13 protein-coding genes are annotated in these 17,097 nt (G+C 73.0%); 8 read left to right on the top strand and 5 right to left on the bottom strand.

Annotated elements, in window-relative coordinates; genetic code table 11:
* The first annotated feature begins 72 nt into the window (after window positions 1-72).
* Window positions 73-1,392: a hypothetical protein gene (locus SACE_RS16100; protein ID WP_009946256.1), complete on the top strand. Its 1,320-nt coding sequence runs from the start codon at window positions 73-75 to the stop codon at window positions 1,390-1,392.
* A gap of 5 nt (window positions 1,393-1,397) precedes the next feature.
* On the opposite strand, the gene SACE_RS16095 is transcribed toward SACE_RS16100, so the two are convergent.
* Window positions 1,398-2,012, bottom strand: coding sequence for a cysteine hydrolase family protein (locus SACE_RS16095; protein ID WP_009946257.1), 615 nt, complete (start codon window positions 2,010-2,012; stop codon window positions 1,398-1,400).
* 231 nt (window positions 2,013-2,243) lie between these two features.
* Here SACE_RS16095 and SACE_RS16090 point away from each other — a divergent pair, with 231 nt between their 5' ends.
* The 3 genes from SACE_RS16090 to SACE_RS16080 all read left to right on the top strand — a co-directional run bounded on the left by SACE_RS16090 (window position 2,244) and on the right by SACE_RS16080 (window position 5,244).
* Window positions 2,244-3,332 carry an LLM class flavin-dependent oxidoreductase gene (locus tag SACE_RS16090; protein ID WP_009946259.1) on the top strand — a complete coding sequence of 363 codons (1,089 nt, stop codon included), beginning with the start codon at window positions 2,244-2,246 and terminating at the stop codon, window positions 3,330-3,332.
* A 233-nt stretch (window positions 3,333-3,565) separates the two neighbouring features.
* On the top strand, window positions 3,566-4,300 hold the full coding sequence (locus tag SACE_RS16085; protein ID WP_009946261.1) for an alpha/beta fold hydrolase: 735 nt from the start codon (window positions 3,566-3,568) through the stop codon (window positions 4,298-4,300).
* 140 nt (window positions 4,301-4,440) lie between these two features.
* Window positions 4,441-5,244: an SAM-dependent methyltransferase gene (locus tag SACE_RS16080; protein ID WP_021342243.1), complete on the top strand. Its 804-nt coding sequence runs from the start codon at window positions 4,441-4,443 to the stop codon at window positions 5,242-5,244.
* A gap of 118 nt (window positions 5,245-5,362) precedes the next feature.
* Here the strand turns inward: SACE_RS16080 and SACE_RS16075 are convergent, their stop codons facing one another.
* Window positions 5,363-5,947 carry an AAA family ATPase gene (locus SACE_RS16075; protein WP_009946264.1) on the bottom strand — a complete coding sequence of 195 codons (585 nt, stop codon included), beginning with the start codon at window positions 5,945-5,947 and terminating at the stop codon, window positions 5,363-5,365.
* A gap of 337 nt (window positions 5,948-6,284) precedes the next feature.
* On the opposite strand from SACE_RS16075, the gene SACE_RS16070 reads away from it, so the two are divergent.
* Window positions 6,285-6,866, top strand: coding sequence for a hypothetical protein (locus SACE_RS16070; protein ID WP_009946266.1), 582 nt, complete (start codon window positions 6,285-6,287; stop codon window positions 6,864-6,866).
* A gap of 249 nt (window positions 6,867-7,115) precedes the next feature.
* Here the strand turns inward: SACE_RS16070 and SACE_RS16065 are convergent, their stop codons facing one another.
* Entirely contained in the window at window positions 7,116-9,497 is a 2,382-nt protein-coding gene (locus SACE_RS16065; RefSeq protein WP_009946268.1) for an Hsp70 family protein, read from the bottom strand.
* Between the two features lie 211 nt (window positions 9,498-9,708).
* On the opposite strand from SACE_RS16065, the gene SACE_RS16060 reads away from it, so the two are divergent.
* The 3 genes from SACE_RS16060 to SACE_RS36500 all read left to right on the top strand — a co-directional run bounded on the left by SACE_RS16060 (window position 9,709) and on the right by SACE_RS36500 (window position 13,902).
* On the top strand, window positions 9,709-10,266 hold the full coding sequence (locus SACE_RS16060) for a histidine kinase (RefSeq protein ID WP_009946270.1): 558 nt from the start codon (window positions 9,709-9,711) through the stop codon (window positions 10,264-10,266).
* The gene (locus tag SACE_RS16055; protein ID WP_029621551.1) at window positions 10,257-10,925 is read left to right on the top strand and encodes a response regulator transcription factor; all 669 of its coding nucleotides are present in this window, start codon (window positions 10,257-10,259) and stop codon (window positions 10,923-10,925) included. The genes SACE_RS16060 and SACE_RS16055 overlap by 10 nt, the downstream gene beginning before the upstream one ends.
* A 199-nt stretch (window positions 10,926-11,124) precedes the next feature.
* Window positions 11,125-13,902 (top strand): GTPase, encoded by a 2,778-nt coding sequence (locus SACE_RS36500; RefSeq protein WP_011873992.1) that lies wholly within the window; start codon window positions 11,125-11,127, stop codon window positions 13,900-13,902.
* Window positions 13,903-14,132: 230 nt separating this feature from the next.
* Here SACE_RS36500 and SACE_RS16045 read toward each other — a convergent pair whose 3' ends face one another.
* A complete protein-coding gene (locus SACE_RS16045; protein ID WP_009946275.1) occupies window positions 14,133-16,388 on the bottom strand; it encodes a sensor histidine kinase in 2,256 nt (751 codons plus the stop codon).
* 84 nt (window positions 16,389-16,472) lie between these two features.
* Complete coding sequence (locus SACE_RS16040) at window positions 16,473-16,769, bottom strand: hypothetical protein (protein ID WP_009946276.1); 297 nt, start codon at window positions 16,767-16,769, stop codon at window positions 16,473-16,475.
* Between the last annotated feature and the right edge of the window lie 328 nt (window positions 16,770-17,097).

The following is a 17,097-nucleotide window of genomic DNA, read 5'->3' as shown; positions in this document are numbered from 1 at the left end:
CCAACGTGAATCGCCCTCCACGACCGCGGAGCCGCATAGAGTCTGCACGCCCTGCTGCCCCTGGAGGTCGTCTTGCGCATCGGTGCACGTGGCGTCTGCACCACCGCGGTGCTCGCGCTGCTGCTGGCTGGTTCCCCCTCCCCCGCCCACGCCGACCGGTCGTGCTTCGACGAAGCGGTGCCGGTGACCGCCGAGCAGCGCCGCCTGGACAACCCGGCGCCCGGCGAAATCCTGGCCCGCAGCGGCTTCGACCGGATCGCCGACGACTTCGACCGGGAACTGTGCGACGTCGGCAGCCCGGGTGCGGCCCGCCGCTTCGTGGAGGCCGAAGGCCGGCTGCTGTGGCGCAGTGCCGTCGCACGCGCGCAGGGCCGCCTCCCCGACGCGGGTGACCTGGCCGCCGAGGACGACCGCCCGCTGTACTGGGCGCGGCTGCGGATGAGCAGGGCGCTGACCCAGTGGCGTCCCGAGTTCCCGCTCGATGGAGCCGAGCGGACCGAGCTCCTCGAGTCCTTCGAGCGGCACTCCCGGGGGCAGTCGGGCGTGGTGCTGCCCCGCGGCGTCAAGCGCGTCCTGATCAGCGGGTTCGACCCGTTCCAGCTCGACGCCGACATCCGCCGCAGCAACCCCTCGGGGGCGATCGCCCTCGCGCTGGACGGCGTCACGTTGCAGACCCCGTCGGGACCCGCGCGGGTCGAGGCGGCCATGTTCCCGGTGCTGTGGCGCCCCTTCGAGCAGGGCGTGGTGGAACGGACGTTCCTGCCGCACCTGCGGCCGGGACCGGGACAGGTCGACCTGTTCGCCACGGTCAGCCAGGGCAGGCCGGAACGCTTCGACGTCGAGCGCTGGAACGGGCGCTGGCACCAGGGCACCGACAACAACACCGAGGTCCGCGGCGAGCCGATCACCGTCGCACCGGGCATCCCGACGATCGACCCGCCGCCGGAGTTCGTGCCGACGACCCAGCCCTACGCCGCCATCGTCGGCGCCGACACCGGGCGGTTCCCGGTGTACGACAACACCGAGGTCACCGAGATCCCCGCGGGCCAGACCGCGCCGGTGACCCGGCCGGACGGACCGACGCCGGGCTCGGTCGCCCGCGCCGGCGGCGGCGGGAGCTACCTGTCCAACGAGGTCGCCTACCGCACGACGCTGCTGCGCGACGCGCTGCGCGCCGACATCCCCGGCGGCCACGTGCACACGCCGATCCTGCTGTTCGACCCGGCGAACTCGACCGAGATCACCGACCCGGTGCTCGAGGGCAACCGGCGCGACATCACCGCCCAGTTCCGCGCCGTGCTCGCCGTCGCTGTGGGAGCCGGTGCGCAGGGCGACCCGTTCGGCCCGTCATCGTCGCCGAGGACCCGGCCGCTGCCGCCGCCCTCCATGTGATCGGCTCACGGCGCTGACGACAGCTCGGCGAGCGCCTCCTCCGCGGTCAGGCAGCCCGCCGTGGTGAGGGCGAGGTTGGCCAGCGAGGCGGCGTGCGCGCTCTCGTCGGCCGCCGCCACGCAGTCGCTGACCACGTGCGCGGTGAAGCCGAGGTCGGTGGCGTGCCGGGCGGTCTGCTCGACTGTCAGGTTGGTCGCGACCCCGGTGACGAGCACGGTGTCGATGCCGCGCGCGGCGAGCACCTCCGGCAGGTCGCTGCCCGCCAGGCCGGAGAGCTTCTGGTTGTCCACGACGAGGTCCTTCGCGTCGTCGACGTGCATCGCCGAGATCAACCGGGTGGACCGGGCCGCGGGCCGGAACGCCTCCTGGGCCTCGGCGACGGCGTTCATGAAGCCGGTGTTGCGGACCAGGCCGCCCTCGTCCTCCGGGACGGTGAAGCGGGTGAACACGACCGCCGCGCCGGCCTCGCGGGCGGCGTCGTGGAAGCGCGCCGCCCTGGCAACGACTCCGCTGCGGGCGACGGGCTCGGCGAGCATCGGACCGAAGAAGCCTTCCGGTTCGACGACGTTGACCTGCCAGTGCAGCGCGAGGACGGCGGTGCGCCGTGGATCGATCGACATGGCCGAGATCCTGCACCAGCCGCACGCCACCGATCGCGGGCGGGCCGAGGCGGACGGGCACCGGCGCGGCCGTGCGCACGCTGACCTGCATGGACACACCCCCTCGTCTCCGGAGGCCGCGCCGTGACGGCTGGGGCGGCCGGCCTCACATCCCGAGCCGGGAATACCGGGGGCGGCCGATAGGGTTCGAGGTACTTGAAAGTTGCACCAAATTCCTCAGCGGAGGCCGGCATGCAGTTCGGGATCTTCACCGTCGGCGACGTCACGCCCGACCCCACCAACGGTCGGACCCCGACCGAGGCCGAGCGGATCAAGGCGATGGTCACCATCGCGCTCAAGGCCGAGGAGGTGGGCCTGGACGTCTTCGCCACCGGTGAGCACCACAACCCGCCGTTCGTGCCGTCCTCGCCCACCACGATGCTCGGCTACGTCGCCGCACGCACCGAGCGACTCGTGCTGTCGACCTCCACGACGCTGATCACGACCAACGACCCGGTCAAGATCGCCGAGGACTTCGCGATGCTGCAGCACCTGGCCGATGGCCGGGTCGACCTGATGATGGGCCGCGGCAACACCGCTCCGGTGTACCCGTGGTTCGGCCAGGACATCCGGCAGGGCATCCCGCTCGCGATCGAGAACTACCACCTGCTGCACCGGTTGTGGCGCGAGGACGCCGTGGACTGGGAAGGCCGGTTCCGCACCCCGTTGCAGGGCTTCACCTCCACCCCGCGCCCGCTCGACGGCGTCCCGCCGTTCGTCTGGCACGGCTCGATCCGCAGCCCCGAGATCGCCGAGCAGGCCGCCTACTACGGCGACGGCTTCTTCGCCAACAACATCTTCTGGCCGAAGGAGCACTTCATCCGGCTCATCGAGCTGTACCGGACGCGGTTCGAGCACTACGGGCACGGCTCGGCGGACCAGGCGATCGTGGGACTGGGCGGACAGGTCTTCATGCGCCACAGGTCCCAGGACGCGGTCGCGGAGTTCCGCCCGTACTTCGACAACGCGCCCGTCTACGGCCACGGCCCGTCGCTGGAGGAGTTCACCGAGCAGACGCCGCTCACCGTCGGCAGCCCGCAGCAGGTGATCGACCGCACGCTGGGCTTCCGCGAGCACTTCGGCGACTACCAGCGCCAGCTGTTCCTGATGGACCACGCCGGACTGCCGCTGAAGACGGTGCTCGAGCAGCTCGATCTGCTCGGCGAGGAAGTCGTTCCGGTGCTGCGCGAGGAGTTCGCCGCGAGGCGGCCCGCGCACGTTCCCGACGCGCCCACGCACGCGAGCCTGCTGGCCGCGCGCAACTCCGAGGCGGTCGGCTGACGCGCCGTCAGCCGGCGCCGGGGCCGGCTCTCTCCCCGTTCGTGCAGGTGTCCCCGCCAACCGCGGCGCGCTGCCGGGGTGTCTGGCGGCGGTCCGGGCAGTGACGGCTGTCCCCGCTCGGACCGCCATCGGACGGCCTGGCACGGCGGCGGCTCGGCTTCGCGCCGAAGGCCGCTGTCGGTCACCGGGCCTATCCTCATGGCCAACGTCACCGCACAACCGATGAGGTCCCGATGGCTACTTTCGTCCTCGTTCCCGGATTCTGGCTCGGTGCCTGGGCGTGGGAGGACGTCGCCCGCGACCTGCGAGCCGCGGGACACGACGTCCACCCGGTCACGCTCACCGGCCTGGCCGAGCGAGCCTCGGAGGCGTCGCCGCAGGTCGACGTCGACACCCACATCGACGACATCATCAGCGTCATCCGCGACAACGACCTGCACAAGGTCGTCCTGGTCGGCCACAGCGGGGGCAGCATCCCGGTGACCGGCGTCGGGGACCGCATCCCCGAGCGGCTGGCCAGGATCGTCTACGTCGACAGCGGGCCGCTGCCCGACGGCATGGCCCAGATCGACTTCCAGGACACCGACGGCCAGGAAGAACTGCGGCGGCAGGTCTCCACCGAAGGCGGCGGCTGGAAGATCCCGGTGCCGCCGTTCGACCCCGCCACCGACGCCGACAACCTCGCCGGTCTCGGCGAGGAGCAGTTGCGCCGGATGCGCGAGCTCGCCACCCCGCAGCCGTTCGGCACCGCCGGCCAGCCGCTGCGCCGTCCCCAGACGATCCCCGACACGCCCAAGTCCGCGATCATGTGCACCTTCCCGCCAGAGTTGGTGCGGTCCCTGGCGGACAGCGGCAACCCCGTTTTCGCGCCGATGGCCGGCCTGGATCTGCACCACCTGCCGACCGGGCACTGGCCGATGTTCTCGCGGCCCGCCGACCTCGCGGCGCTGCTGTCGAAGCTCGCCTGAGGCCGGTCGCCTCCCGGCGCGCCGGTTCTGGAATCCCGGTGCCACCGGATCCGTTCAGGTCGGTTCGGCCGGGTTCCTCGATTTTCCCGCGGTTTCGGCGAACCATGTGTGCACCGGAACAACGGCATGGGCGGTGGACTATGGACAAGCCTCCGTGGTGGGCTACCGGCGTGGACCTGAACAAGCCGAGTTCCGCCCGGGTGTACGACGTGCACCTGGGCGGTTCCCACAACTTCGAGGTCGACCGCGAGGTCGCCGAGGCGGCGAGCAGGCTGATGCCGACACTGCCCGCCGTGCTGCGGGCGAACCGCTCCTTCCTGCGCCGGGCCGTCCGCTACCTCGCCGGGCAGGGCATCACCCAGTTCCTCGACCTGGGTTCGGGAATACCGACGGTGGGCAACGTGCACGAGATCGCCCAGCGGGAGAACCCCGAGTGCCGGATCGTCTACGTCGACAACGACCTGATCGCCGTCGCGCACAGCCGGTCGCTGCTGGAGGGCAACGACCGGGCCGAAGCGGTCCGGGCCGACCTGCGCTACCCCGACGAGGTGCTGGGGCACCCCGAGGTCGCCGCGATGCTGGACCTGCGGCAGCCGGTCGCGGTGCTGATGTTCGCGGTCCTGCACTTCGTGGCCGACGAGGACGAGCCCGCCGCCATCGTCGCCCGCTACGTCGAGGAGATCGCACCGGGCAGCTACGTGGCGATCTCGCACGCCTGCAGCGACCACGTGGACGAGTCGACGATGCAGGCCGCCGAGCTGTACTCCCGGCGGATCGGCGGCTTCCACATGCGCCCGACCGAGCGCATCGCCGAGTTCTTCACCGGGCTCTCGCTGGTCGAGCCCGGGCTCGTCGACCTGACCGAGTGGCGGCCCGACTCGCCGCGGCAGCCGCAGGACGAGAAGCTGTGGACCGGGCCCGGCGGCGTCGGGCGCAAGCCCTGAGCGGTGCGGGCGCCGCGTTGTCTCCGATGGGCAGCGCCGCGGCGGCGGAAACCGCCGCAGAAGCGCAGCGAAGGAATCCACCGCGAACCACGGCGAACGTCTACATCGGACATCTGCGTCAGCCCAACGAGTTCAGGACGAAGCGCACCCTTTCGGCCACCGACGCGCGCGGCAGCGTCACCAGCTCGTAGCCGTACTCGGCGTAGACCTCGACCATGACGTGGTAGGTCCGCTCGGCCACCTCGGGCGACTGCCTGCGCTCCGCGTCCCGGTGGTAGATCCGCGGCCACGGCGGAGCGACGAACACCCTGCGGTTGTAGCGGAACCGCCGTGCGGCGGCGTCCACGTGCGCGGGCACGGCACGTCCTTCCAGCCGCAGGTACCCGGCGACGTCCGGGATCCCGCGGTCGAAGAAGACCGGCGCGCCGTCGCGCGGAGCGGTCCGGTGGGAGCGCATCTCCCAGCACAGCATCAGCTCGGCGAACAGCTCGCGATCCGCCCACGGCAGCGCCGTGCCGCCGATCTCCGTCTGGTCGCGGATCACGGCCCGCCCGGCCTCCCGGGTCCGCGCGAAACCCCTCTCCCCCAGCGCGTCGGCCAACGCGCTCTTGCCCGACCCCGGCCCTCCGGTGAGGACCACGAAACAGTCGTGCTCCAACGACATCACACCCATCGAGACGAACCGACCCTGCTGCGTGGACATGCGTTGCGCGCGGCCGCACCCGACGACCGCTGGGAACCACCGGAGAGCGCGGAGGGCGCCGAGAACCGAGCGCGGCACAACGCCGAACCAGCCACCCGGAGCCTGAACGGCGGAAGCGCCGGGCTCGACGGGGACTGACGCCGGTGACGATATCAGCCGCGGGGTCGGTCTCCCGAACGAAAAAAGACCGGCCCTGCGCGACGTTGCGCAGGGCCGGGGTCGGCGATGGACGGGTCAGCGGCCGCCGAGGATGCCGCCGACGGCGTCACCGAGGACCGGGAGCAGGCCCGGGTGCTGGGGTTCGGAGGGCTCCGTCGGCTGCGGCTGCTCCGGCTCCGTGGGCGTCGTCGAGTCGGCGGGCGGCTCGGGCTCCGACGGCCGGGTGGGCTCGCTGGGCTGCGTGCTCTCACCGGGCTGGGTCGGCTGCGTCGTCTCACCCGGCTGCGAGGTCTCCGACGGCTGGGTGGGCTCGCTGGGCTGCGTGGTGCCGCTGGGGGCGGAGGTCTGCGCCGGCTGCGTCGTCGTGCTCGGCTTCGAGGTGGCGGTGGGACGCGACGTGGTCGGCTCGTCCGCCCCGGTCGCCGGCTCCTCCGTGCGCCCCGATCGCTGGGACGGCGTCGGCGCGGCTTCCGGCGTCGAGGTGACCGCCGCCGCGACCGGCGCGCCCGCACGCTCCGCGGCGGAGCCGGACTCGGGCGCGCCGGGCTGCGCCGAGCGCGGCGGTGCCGGGACCAGCGCCTCCGCCTGGAACGGGACACCGGGCTCGGGGTGCGAAGCCGTGGAGTACTGCGACTCGGCCTCGTCGGACCCCGGTCCGAGCGCGCCCACCACCAGCACGCTGCACAGCGCCACGACGGCGTACCCGATCACCCGCGGCGGCGTCGCCGCGTGCGGCGCACCGCTCCCCTCAGCGCTGTGACGCCCTCGCGAGCGCATGCGGTACCGCGCCAACGACGACAAACGCACTCCCGTGTCACCACCTGGAAATTCCCCGGCGGCCATGCCCGGCCGCCCCGACCCGCTGTCTGCCGGAGCACTCTCTCACCCGAACGGGCGACAAGAACAACCGTTGCGCGCCAGATGAGATCCAACTCACTCCGAGCAAGATCATCGCTGGTCAGACGATCATAGACAACAGGAGCCGCGAAGCCTGACGGTCCGGTGAAGATCACTGGCCGGTGTTGAGCACCGAGACCGAGTTCGAGTTGACGTTGGTGACGTAGGCCTGGCGGCCGTCGGGCGTGACGGCCGCCACGACCGGCGCCCTACCCACCGGCACGGTGGCGGTGACCTGGTCGTTTCCGGTGGCGATCACCGAGACCGAGTTCGAGCCCTCGTTGACCACGTAGGCGTGCCTGCCGTCGGGGGCGATCGCGACGCTGGAGGGCTTGGCCCCGACGCGGGTGGTCGCGACGACCTTCTTCGAGCCGGTGTCGATGGTCGAGACCGTGCCCGCGTCGTAGCTGGCGACCAGCACCTCGGTTCCGTCCGGCGTGATGGTCGTGCTGTGCGGGCTGGGCGGCACCGGGATGCTGCCGGTCACCGAGCGGGTCGCGGTGTCGACCACCGAGACGAGGTTGGACTCGTGGTTGGCGACGTAGGCGGTCTGGCCGTCCGGGCTGAACGACACCGAGTGCGGGTTGCGCGGGACCCGGATGACGCCCTCCACGGAGTTGGTGTCGGTCGACATGACCGAGATCTCCGCCGAGTCGTGGTCGGGCACGTAGACCTGGCGGCCGTCCGGGGAGACCGAGAGCGTGTAGGGGTGCTTGCCCACCGGCACCTCGGCGATCACGGTCGCGCTGGCGACGTCGATCACGGCCACCTCGTTCTCCGGCCCCGTGGGCGGGTAGGCGCTGACGTAGGCGCGGCGGCCGTCCGGGGCGACCGCGACGAACTGCGGCGGCACCTTGAGGAACACCGAGGCGACCACCCGCCCGCCCGCGACGTCGATCACCGAGACCCGGCTGGTGTTGCGGCTGGTGACGAAGGCGTAGCGACCGTCGGGGGTCACGGCCACCCCGCGAGGGGCCGCGACGCCGATGTCGGGAGCCGGGGTCGGGTTCGGCAGGCTCGCGGCGAAGGCGTTGGGCTGCACCGCGGGACCGGGCACGATCGGTTCGGCCACCCTCGGCCCCGGCGCCTGCACGTCGGGCCCCACCCCGCCGCCGAACAGGCTGAGCGTCCCCACCAGGACCAGCACGCCGAGCACCGCGGCGGCGAGCGTGATGATGTTGCGCGGCTTGCCGAGCACGCCGGTCACCGCCGCCCGGGCACGACCTCCGCGCCGACCCGGCGGCTCACCTCCGGGCTCCCCGCCACCCCCACCGCGTCCGCCGGTCTCGGGCGGGGGTGTGCCTCCGCCACCGGCCGCCGCCGGGGCCGGCTCCTGCACCGTCTCGGTCCGGAGTCCTCCGTTGCCGCCGTTGCCGCTCGAGCGCGCGGCCGGGATGACCTTCGCGGTTGCCAGGCTCGCCCCTTCGTGCCCCGTCTCGACCCCGGCCAGCGCGGCTGCGCCCAGCGCGACGGCGTACTTGGGGTGCGCGTCCACCGCGGTCGGCCGCCGCAGCTCCTCCGAGACCATCCTGGCCACCAGCGGGATCCGCGACGAGCCGCCGACCAGCAGCACCGCCGCGAGTTCGGCGGGCTCGACGCGCGCCGAACGCAGCGCGCGGCGCAGCGCCTCGATGGTCGACTCGATCGGGACGCGGATCATGTCCTCGAACTCCGCGCGGGTCAGCCGCACCTCGCAGTGCCGGTTCGGCAGGAAGACCGGGATGGTGGTCTCGGTGTCGATCGACAGCGCTTCCTTGGCCTCGATGCAGTCCTGGCGCAGCCGGCGCAGCGCGGTCGCCGCCTGCGGGTCCTGCGGGGGCAGCTCCCCGATCGCACCGTTGAGCTCGCGGTCGACGTGGTTGAGCACCGCCTCGTCGAAGTCGACTCCGCCGAGCCGCTCGATGCCTTCCGGGCTGCCCAGGATCGCGATGCCGTCGGGCAGCTTGCGCAACACGGTCGCGTCGAACGTGCCACCGCCGAGGTCGTAGACCGCGACCACCTCGCCGTCGTCGAGGCGGCGCTTGGCCGCGTAGTAGGCGGCCGCCGCCTCCGGCTCGGTCACCTTCCGCACCTCGTCGAGGCCGCCCAGCCTGGGCACCTCGTCGAACAGCTCCCGCCGGTAGGGGCCCCAGTTCGCCGGGTGGGTCAGCACGACGTTCTCCGGCGCCTCGCCTTCGGTCTCGGTGACCTTGTGCAGCGCGTCCCGCAGCAGGTACCCCAGCAGCGCCACGGCCGAGTACGGCGTGCCGCCCAGCATCAGCGGGGTCGGGTCGCCGAGCCTGCGCTTGAACTCGCGGCCGGTCCGGAACGGCTCGCTCATGGCCCGCCGCACCGCGGCGTCTCCGGTCACGACCCCGCCGTCGTCCCGGGCGAACACGACGGCCGGAGCCACGACGGTGCGGTCTCCCAGCGTCAGCATCTCGATCCGCTCGGTGCGGTCCACCGCGACCGCGGTGAACGTCGTGCCGAGATCGACGCCAAGGCTGTAACCCATGAACGAACTCCCTGAAGGCATTTGCGCATGCCCACCGGCGTAGTCACGCTAACCCGTGACCGGCGCGGTCCACAGGGCCAATGGCCCCTGCCTCTTCAGGGGGTCGGCGGGGGTGGGCAGTCCCTACCCCCGGTGGGGGGTGCACCCCATTCCCGCGACGGCCCCGACGGACCACGATGGTGCGCGTACCGCTTTGGAAGGGACCTCCGAGATGACCGAGCGGCGCGAGGTACGTGGCGACCTGGGCACGGTCCCGGCGCCCTCGCCCGGGGCGAGTGAATGGCTGCACCGGCGCCGCCTGGAACGCAAGCTGCACGACGGGCCGGCGTTGCGGCTGGCTGCGCTGTCGCTGAGGCTGGGGGTGTGCAGCCACCGAGCGCGTGACGAGCAGTTGGTGCACGAGTGCCTCGCGGGCGCCCAGGACGAGCTGCACGCGGTCCTGCAGGAGCTGCGCGAGGTCGCCAGCCAGATCTACCCGCCCGTGCTGGCCACGGCGGGACTGGGGGTCGCGCTGGAGGCGATGGCCGAGCGGTTCGGGATGCCGCTGTCGGTGCGGGCACCCGCCGAACGGTTCTCGGCCGAGGTCGAGGCCGCCGCGTACTTCGAGGTCGCCGAGAGCGTGGCGAGGCTGTCCGACGACGCGGTGGCGCTCGAGGTGGCGATCGACCGGGTGGGCGACGAGCTGGTGCTCGACATCGCCGCCCAGCGCAAGGAAGGGGCCGAGCGCGGACCGGATGACGTGATCACGGTGAGGATGCCATGCGAGTAGCTATTGCCGAGGACGGCGCGCTTTTCCGGGAGGGCCTGGTGATGCTGCTCGGCGCGGCGGGCCACGAGGTGGTCTCGTGCGTGGGCGGCGGCGACGAGCTGATCGAGAGCCTCGGCGACGGCACCGAGGCCGACGTGGCCATCCTGGACATCCGGATGCCGCCGGAGCCCGAGGGCGGGCTGGTCACCGCGGAGCGGCTGCGCGCGGCCCACCCGCAGATGGGACTCCTGCTGCTCTCCCACTACGCCGAGACCCACTACCTGATGCGCATCCTGGACATCGGCACCGATCGGATCGGCTACCGGCTCAAGGAGAAGATCGCCAGCGTCGACGTGCTGGGCGACACCCTGGAGCGCATCCACGCCGGTGAGATCGTCATCGAACCCGTGCTCGCCAAGCGGCTGGTGGAGCGGCCGCGGGGACGGGAGGAGAAGGCGCTCTCCGAGCTCAGCGAACGCGAGGAGGAAGTGCTCAAGCTGATGGCCGAAGGGCGCTCGAACCCCGGCATCGCCGGTCAGCTCTACATCAGCCCCAAGGCCGTCGAGAAGCACGTGGCGAGCATCCTGTCCAAGCTCGGGATCCCGCCCGACGACACCGGCCACCACCGCCGGGTGCTCGCGGTGCTCACCTACCTGCGCGCCAGGTGGGTCGAGACCTGAGAGCCCGCGCCGAGCGCCCAGCCTGCGCCATCCGCACCGCTGAGCGGCTGGGCACGCGGGTCAGGTGCGAAGACGTTCACGGCTGACGGCCTGCTCTGGTGATCTAGGCGCGTCGGCCCTAGCGTTTCCCCCATCCGTGGGAGGGCGTTGCGACCGGCCACGCGGCTCGCGGGTCCTCCCCTGCGCGTGGGGGCGGGTGATGCGGCGGCTCGACGTGGTGCTGACGGCACGCCGGCTGTGGGCCGCCGGCTACCTCGCCGTGGTCTTCCTCGTCGTGGTCGGCGGCCTGGGAGCGCCGTTCGGCTGGGACGGCAAAGCGGTCATCGCGCTGTCGTTCGTGGCCGCCGGGATCGCCGCCGCAGGCCACTTCCCCCTCCAGCGGTGGATCACGCCGTGGCTGCACCGGTCGCAGTCCACCGCGGCGCTGACCGAGGTGGCCGGCGGGCTGACGGCGGTCGGGTCCCTGGAGCAGGCGCTGCCGACGATGGCCCGCATGCTCGCCGAGGAGACCCGCGCCGACCACGCGTCGCTGTGGCTGACCGTGGGCGACCGGCTGGTGAGCGCGGCGTCCTGGCCTGCGGCCTGGGCCGGCGCCACGCACGCGGTGGCCGACCTGGACGGTCTGCGCGCCCTGCCCGGTGTCGACCACGCCGTTCCCGTCGTCGACGCCCACCTGAGCCGGGGCGCACTGGCGATCGGCAAGCCGGAGCCCGTCACCGAGCGCGACCTGCGGGTGATGCACAACATCGCCGGTGGCGCGGGCCTGTTGCTGCGCAGCGTCGCGCTCAACACCGAGCTGGAGGCGCGGGTGCGCCAGGCCGAGGACCTCGGGGCGGAGCTGACCGCGTCCCGTCAGCGCCTGATGCACGCGCGCGACGTCGAGCGCAGGCGGCTGGTCACCGAGATCGCAAACGTCACCACCGCGAGCCTGGCCGAGGTCAGCGCCGGTCTGGAGCAAGTCCGGGAGCTGGCCGCGACCGACCCCGAGGAGGCCGAGCGGAGCCTGGTGCGGCTGCGCCCGGTGCTCGACGAGGTGATCGACCGCTTCCGCGCGGTGGTCCGCGGCGTCTACCCCGGGGTGCTGCGGGACGAGGGCCCCCGCGCGGCGCTGGAGGAGCTGGCCAGCGACCTGGCCCGGCCGGTCCAGCTCAGCGGTCACTTCGGGGACCGGGTCGACTGGGAGACCGAATCGGGCATCTACTTCGCCACGGCGGCGGCGATGCGGCTGTTCGGCGGACAGCCCTCGGCCGAGCCGCTGGTGGTGCGCATCGGCCACGACTACGGCCGGCTCACCGCGCGGATCGAGGAGCCCGCCCCGCAGCCCGGGTCGGTGGATCCGCGGGTGGCGCTGGCCGACGACCAGGACCGCCTCGCCGCGCTCGGCGGCGGCCTGCGGTGCCGGGAGACCGCCGGCGGCGTGACGGTGACCGCGTGGCTGCCCGACCGGCTGGAGCCGCTGGTGCCACGGCATCCCGAGGCCGAACAGCCCGAGGGGTCGGCCACGACCGAGGAACTGCCCGCGGAGGAGGTGGAGGAGCGGGCTCCGGAGGAGCCTCGCGAACCGGACACCCTGCACGGCCGCGTCCGCGCGCTGGTCACCACCGCGCTGGAGCGTTACGGGAGCGGCGAGGCCGCCGGGCGGGAGCTGGCCGAGGTGGCCGGCCGCCTCGGCGATCCGCTGCGGGTGGCGGTCGCCGGGAACCACCGCTGCGGCAAGACCACGCTGGTCAACGCCCTGGTGGGGCGCAACCTCGCCGAGGAGGGGCCGACGCGGGTGGTCACCTTCTTCCGCGGCGGGACCAGGCCGGGGGTCACCGTGCATCCCGCCGAGGGAGAACCGCACAGGTTGCCGACCGCGAACGCGATCGCCCCGGCCGGGATGTCGTCCGAGCAGGTGGACCACCTGGAGGTGGAGTCGCCGACCTCGGCGTTGCGCGGCCTGACGCTGATCGACCTGCCGCCGCTGGACAGCGCCGAGCCCGATGCCGCGGGCAGAGCCCGCGCCCTGCTCACCTCGGCGGGCAGCACGGACGTCGTTCTCCTGCTCGCCGACGAGCTCGGCAGCGACCACCCGGACCTGCTCGAACGCATCCGCGAGCACTCGCTGGTCGTGGTGGTCATCGCCCGGGCCGACCGGTTCGGCGGCGCCGGTGGCGATGCCATGCGGGCCGCTCGCGCGACGGTCGCCGAGTACCTGCTCGACCCGCGGCTGCGGCGGGCGTGCCAGGCGATCCTGCCCGTCGCCGGGCTGCTGGCCGCGTCGGGAGCCACGTTGCGCGAGCCGGAGTACCAGTCCTTCCACCGCCTGAGCCTGCTCGGCGAGGCCGAGGTCGCAGACCTGCTGCGCTCACCGGAGCATTTCGGGCGCGCCGAGACGCCGCGCGCACCCGGCCCGGGCGAGCGGGCGGCGCTGCTTCGGCGCTTCGGGATCTTCGGCGTGCGGCTTGCGGCCGGGCTGGTGCGCGACGGCGAGGCCGAGAGCTGCGCCGAGCTGTCGGCGGCGCTGGTGCGGGAGAGCGGCATCGAACCCGTGCGCGACCTGCTGGGCTCGCGGTTCGTGGAGCTGACCGACGTGCGCCGGGCCCGGGCCGCGCTGCGGGTGGTGGAGGAGGTGCTGCACGGCATCGCGCCCGATGACCCGCACCGGCAGGCGCTGGCCTACGAGCTCGACCGCATCCGCGGTGGCGCGCACGAGTTCGTCGAGGTCGACGTCATCGACACCTTGCGCGGGGTCGCCGCCCCGCTGCGGGAGCAGGAGCGCGTGATGGCCGAAAGGCTGCTCGGCGCGTCGGGAACCGATCCGCACGTGCGCCTCGCGCTGCCCGCGGCGGCGGCGCCCGAGGAGGTTCGCAGGGTGGCCGCGCAGCAGCTCGCGTGGTGGCGCGAGCGCGCCGAGAACCCCACGGCGACGCGGGACGTCCGGGAGGTGTGCCTGGCCGTGGTCCGCAGTTGCGAGGGCATGCTCGGCGCCTGGTGAGCCGAAGCGGAGGCGGTGACCGGAGCGGTTGCGGGGGGGTCAGAGCCTGTCTTCGATCTTCGAAGCGGCGTCAGCCGCTTGGCCCACCCTCGCAACCGGCACAGGCGTCCTCTGGCGAGGACAGCTCATTCGCGGCGTTGGCCGATACGTGAGAAAAGATCCCGGAGCCAGCGGGCGCCCGAGGTTCCGCTACCCGCGCCGCCACGCAAGGCGCACTCGACGACAGCCTCTCAGAGCGGGATGAAGCCCTCGACGGTCGTGCCCTCGTTCGGCGCCGACCGCACCGTGACGGTGCCGCCCACCGCATTGGCCCGGTCGGCGAGGTTGTGCAGCCCGCGCCCGGCGCCCTCGCTGCGGGCGGTGTCGAAGCCGGGTCCGTCGTCGGTCACGGTGAAGGCGAGCCCCCGGTACTCGTTGCGGACCCTGACCCGCACGGTCGCCTCCGGCGCGTGCTTGAAGGCGTTGTTCACCGCTTCCAGGCACGTGAAGTAGACGGCGGTCTCGACGGCCAGCGGGAAGCGCCGCTCGCCGACGGACTCGTCGATGTCGATCATGACGTCGGAACCGGCCTCGGCGAGCTCGGCGCTCAGCGCGGGCAGCAGGCCGTGGTCGGCCAGCACCACCGGGAAGACCCCGGCCGCCGTGCTGGCCAGCACCTTGCGGGTGCCGTTGACCTGGGCGATGACCTGCCCGAGCCGTTCCCTGGCCGATTCGGCGGCGCCGTGGGTGAGCTCGTGCTCGGCCAGCCCCATCGTCATCCGCAGCGCCACCAGGTGGTGCTGGGCGCCGTCGTGCAGGTTGCGCTCCAGGGTCCGCCGCTCGCTGTCCATGTCGGCGGTGGCGCGGCGGCGGGACGCGGCGATCTCCTCGGCGTGGCGCAGCGCGGTGTGCAGCTGGTGTTCGAGCTCGATGCCGAGCCTGCTGTTGTGCAGCACCGGACCGAGCAGGCTGACCAGGTCGTCCAGCAGCCGGGAGCGCTCCTCGGGAACGCTGGTGACGCTGGTGCGGTCGACGGTGAGCACGCCGACCTCCTCGCCGCCGTAGTGCACCGGCAGCGTGACCGGTTCCGCCAGCTCGCCCAGCTCGTCCGGCCACTGGTAGGCGCGGTCGCCGAGCTCGGGCAGGCGCACGGTCAGCCTGCAGTAGGCCGCGCCGAGCCCGCGCGCGACGACCTTGGCCAGCTCGGCGAGGTCGGGGTGGTCGGTGGCACCCGAGAGGTCGGCGACCTGCGTCAGCACCGCAGCCGGGGCCGGCCGGGTGCCGTAGATCAGCCGGTCCACCATGCGTTCGGCCACCGACCACATCGGGACGAACGCCAGCGCGACGACCAGCACCGCCACCACCGCCGACAGGACGCTGCCCCAGGTGCCACCGAGCAACGCGTCGAGGGTCGCCGACACCACCACGTAGCCGGACCCGACCGACACCAGCACGACCGTGAAGGCCAGGGCGTGGCTGAACATCCGCTCGATGTCCCACGGCCGGGTGCGCGCGGCGGTGATGATGAGCGCGCAGGGCACCGCGGCGAAGACGAACCGGACCGGCCAGAACACCACCGCGCTGGGCTCCTCGAAGGGCTCGCCCGGTTTGCGCGCGGTGGGGTCGAACAAGGTCAGGCCAGGTGCCCCCAGCACCAGCAGCCACAGGCTCACCAGCGCGAGCACGGCGACGACGCCGACCGCCACGGTGAGCGTTGCGAACAGCAGCCGGGACTGCCTGCGCGCGTCCGGAGTGGTCCCTTGCCGCGCCTGCTGCCGCTGCGCGATCAGGCCGACCAGCGGCACCAGGATCCCGAAGAACACCACGAAGCTCACGGTGTGCGGGTAGTCGGCGGTCGACAGCGCCAGCAGGCTGAGCACCCCGGCGATGCTGACCCCGACCGCGATCCGGGCCAGCCACGACGTCGTCCCGGCGCGGTCCCACCGCCCGGTCGGGAACAGCAGCAGGGCCAGCACGTAGGCGACGCCGCCGATGCCGTGCAGCAGCAGCACGTGCCACCAGCCGATGCTGACGCCGAACGCGGCCTGGACGACCTTCGGCGCCACGTGCGCCTGGAGGTTGAACGCGCCCGCCGAGCCCACCAGCGCCAGCACCAGCAGCCGCGTCGACCAGTTGCTGCGCGAGGACCACAGCAGCGCGCCCGCGACGACGAGGTTGAGGATGCTGAGCGCGTAGTCCAGGACGGCCTGGCCGAGCGGTTCGCTCTGCGCCGAGGCGGTCACGAACCCCTGCGCCCACATCACCGGCCAGCGGGCGGCCGTGGGCGCCTGGGTGACGGCCTGCAACGCCCAGTTGAAGTAAGGCCAGTAGTGGGCGGTGGCGGCGACGGCGCCGATCATGAGCCACGCGATGGTGACCCCGGTGTAGGCGACCAGCGCGGTGTAGTAGACGCCGAAGACCGGCCGATGGCGCACCGCCGGTGCCCCGGCCTCGGCTCCCGCGGCGGCGGGACTGGGCGCCCCGGCCACCGGATCGCGCTCGTCCATCGAGTGTCCGGCCCCCCGCACTCGTCGCCCCGCCACGAGTGTCGACCCGCGGGCCGCCGATGTCGAGACGGCCGGGCCGCGGCCTCACGCCGCGGCTTGCAGCCCCGCGTTGTAGGCGAGCGTGCCGGTGGCGTGGCGCAGGCTGCGCGCCAGCCGCTGGGCGTGGTGCTGCGCCTGTTCGAGGTGCGGGCCGACCGTTCCCCAGGACGCGAGATCGGTGCGCGACTGCTCGGCGAGCCGGCCGAGCAGGTCGGCGATGACGGCCAGGTCCGACATGCCCAGCGCCATGTCCTGCTCGCCGGAGGGGGACTCGTGGTGGTCGGCGGTCGTCGTGAGCGCCTGGAGGGCCTGGGTGATGTGGTCTTGCCTGGGGTTGCTCATCGTCTCGCCTCTCGCGGATTCCCGGCGGTGCCGGTGGTGGTCTTCGCGGCTTTCGCCGTGTCCCTGCTGTTGTCTGAAATGCTGCCCCCGCGCGTGGTCGTCTTCGATGGAGCGCGCCCCCGGATCCGGCCGGACGAACCACCGGATCCCGGTGGTGCCGTCCCCAGCCGCGACCGGGGGCGAACCGTCGTGCGGCGGCGGCGATCGGGCGAGCCGGGTGGGGATGGCCCCAGTTGCCCATGGGGAGCGCCCTCACGCGCGTGGCGCGCCGTGGGCAAGGCACCCTCGGCGGCTCCGGCCCGGAAGCGCGATCAGCACGCGGGATCAG

The organism is Saccharopolyspora erythraea NRRL 2338, assembly GCF_000062885.1.
Taxonomy (GTDB): domain Bacteria; phylum Actinomycetota; class Actinomycetes; order Mycobacteriales; family Pseudonocardiaceae; genus Saccharopolyspora_D; species Saccharopolyspora_D erythraea.
This window is presented reverse-complemented; position numbering and strand designations above follow the sequence as displayed.

What these genes read in the sequence shown, in the direction of transcription:
- SACE_RS16045 (WP_009946275.1), bottom strand. Translation starts at nt 16,388, where the DNA reads ATGGACGAGCGCGATCCGGTGGCCGGGGCGCCCAGTCCCGCCGCCGCG.
- SACE_RS16080 (WP_021342243.1), top strand. Translation starts at nt 4,441, where the DNA reads ATGGACAAGCCTCCGTGGTGGGCTACCGGCGTGGACCTGAACAAGCCG.
- SACE_RS16095 (WP_009946257.1), bottom strand. Translation starts at nt 2,012, where the DNA reads ATGTCGATCGATCCACGGCGCACCGCCGTCCTCGCGCTGCACTGGCAG.
- SACE_RS16040 (WP_009946276.1), bottom strand. Translation starts at nt 16,769, where the DNA reads ATGAGCAACCCCAGGCAAGACCACATCACCCAGGCCCTCCAGGCGCTC.
- SACE_RS16065 (WP_009946268.1), bottom strand. Translation starts at nt 9,497, where the DNA reads ATGGGTTACAGCCTTGGCGTCGATCTCGGCACGACGTTCACCGCGGTC.
- SACE_RS16060 (WP_009946270.1), top strand. Translation starts at nt 9,709, where the DNA reads ATGACCGAGCGGCGCGAGGTACGTGGCGACCTGGGCACGGTCCCGGCG.
- SACE_RS36500 (WP_011873992.1), top strand. Translation starts at nt 11,125, where the DNA reads ATGCGGCGGCTCGACGTGGTGCTGACGGCACGCCGGCTGTGGGCCGCC.
- SACE_RS16055 (WP_029621551.1), top strand. Translation starts at nt 10,257, where the DNA reads ATGCGAGTAGCTATTGCCGAGGACGGCGCGCTTTTCCGGGAGGGCCTG.
- SACE_RS16075 (WP_009946264.1), bottom strand. Translation starts at nt 5,947, where the DNA reads ATGTCCACGCAGCAGGGTCGGTTCGTCTCGATGGGTGTGATGTCGTTG.
- SACE_RS16090 (WP_009946259.1), top strand. Translation starts at nt 2,244, where the DNA reads ATGCAGTTCGGGATCTTCACCGTCGGCGACGTCACGCCCGACCCCACC.
- SACE_RS16085 (WP_009946261.1), top strand. Translation starts at nt 3,566, where the DNA reads ATGGCTACTTTCGTCCTCGTTCCCGGATTCTGGCTCGGTGCCTGGGCG.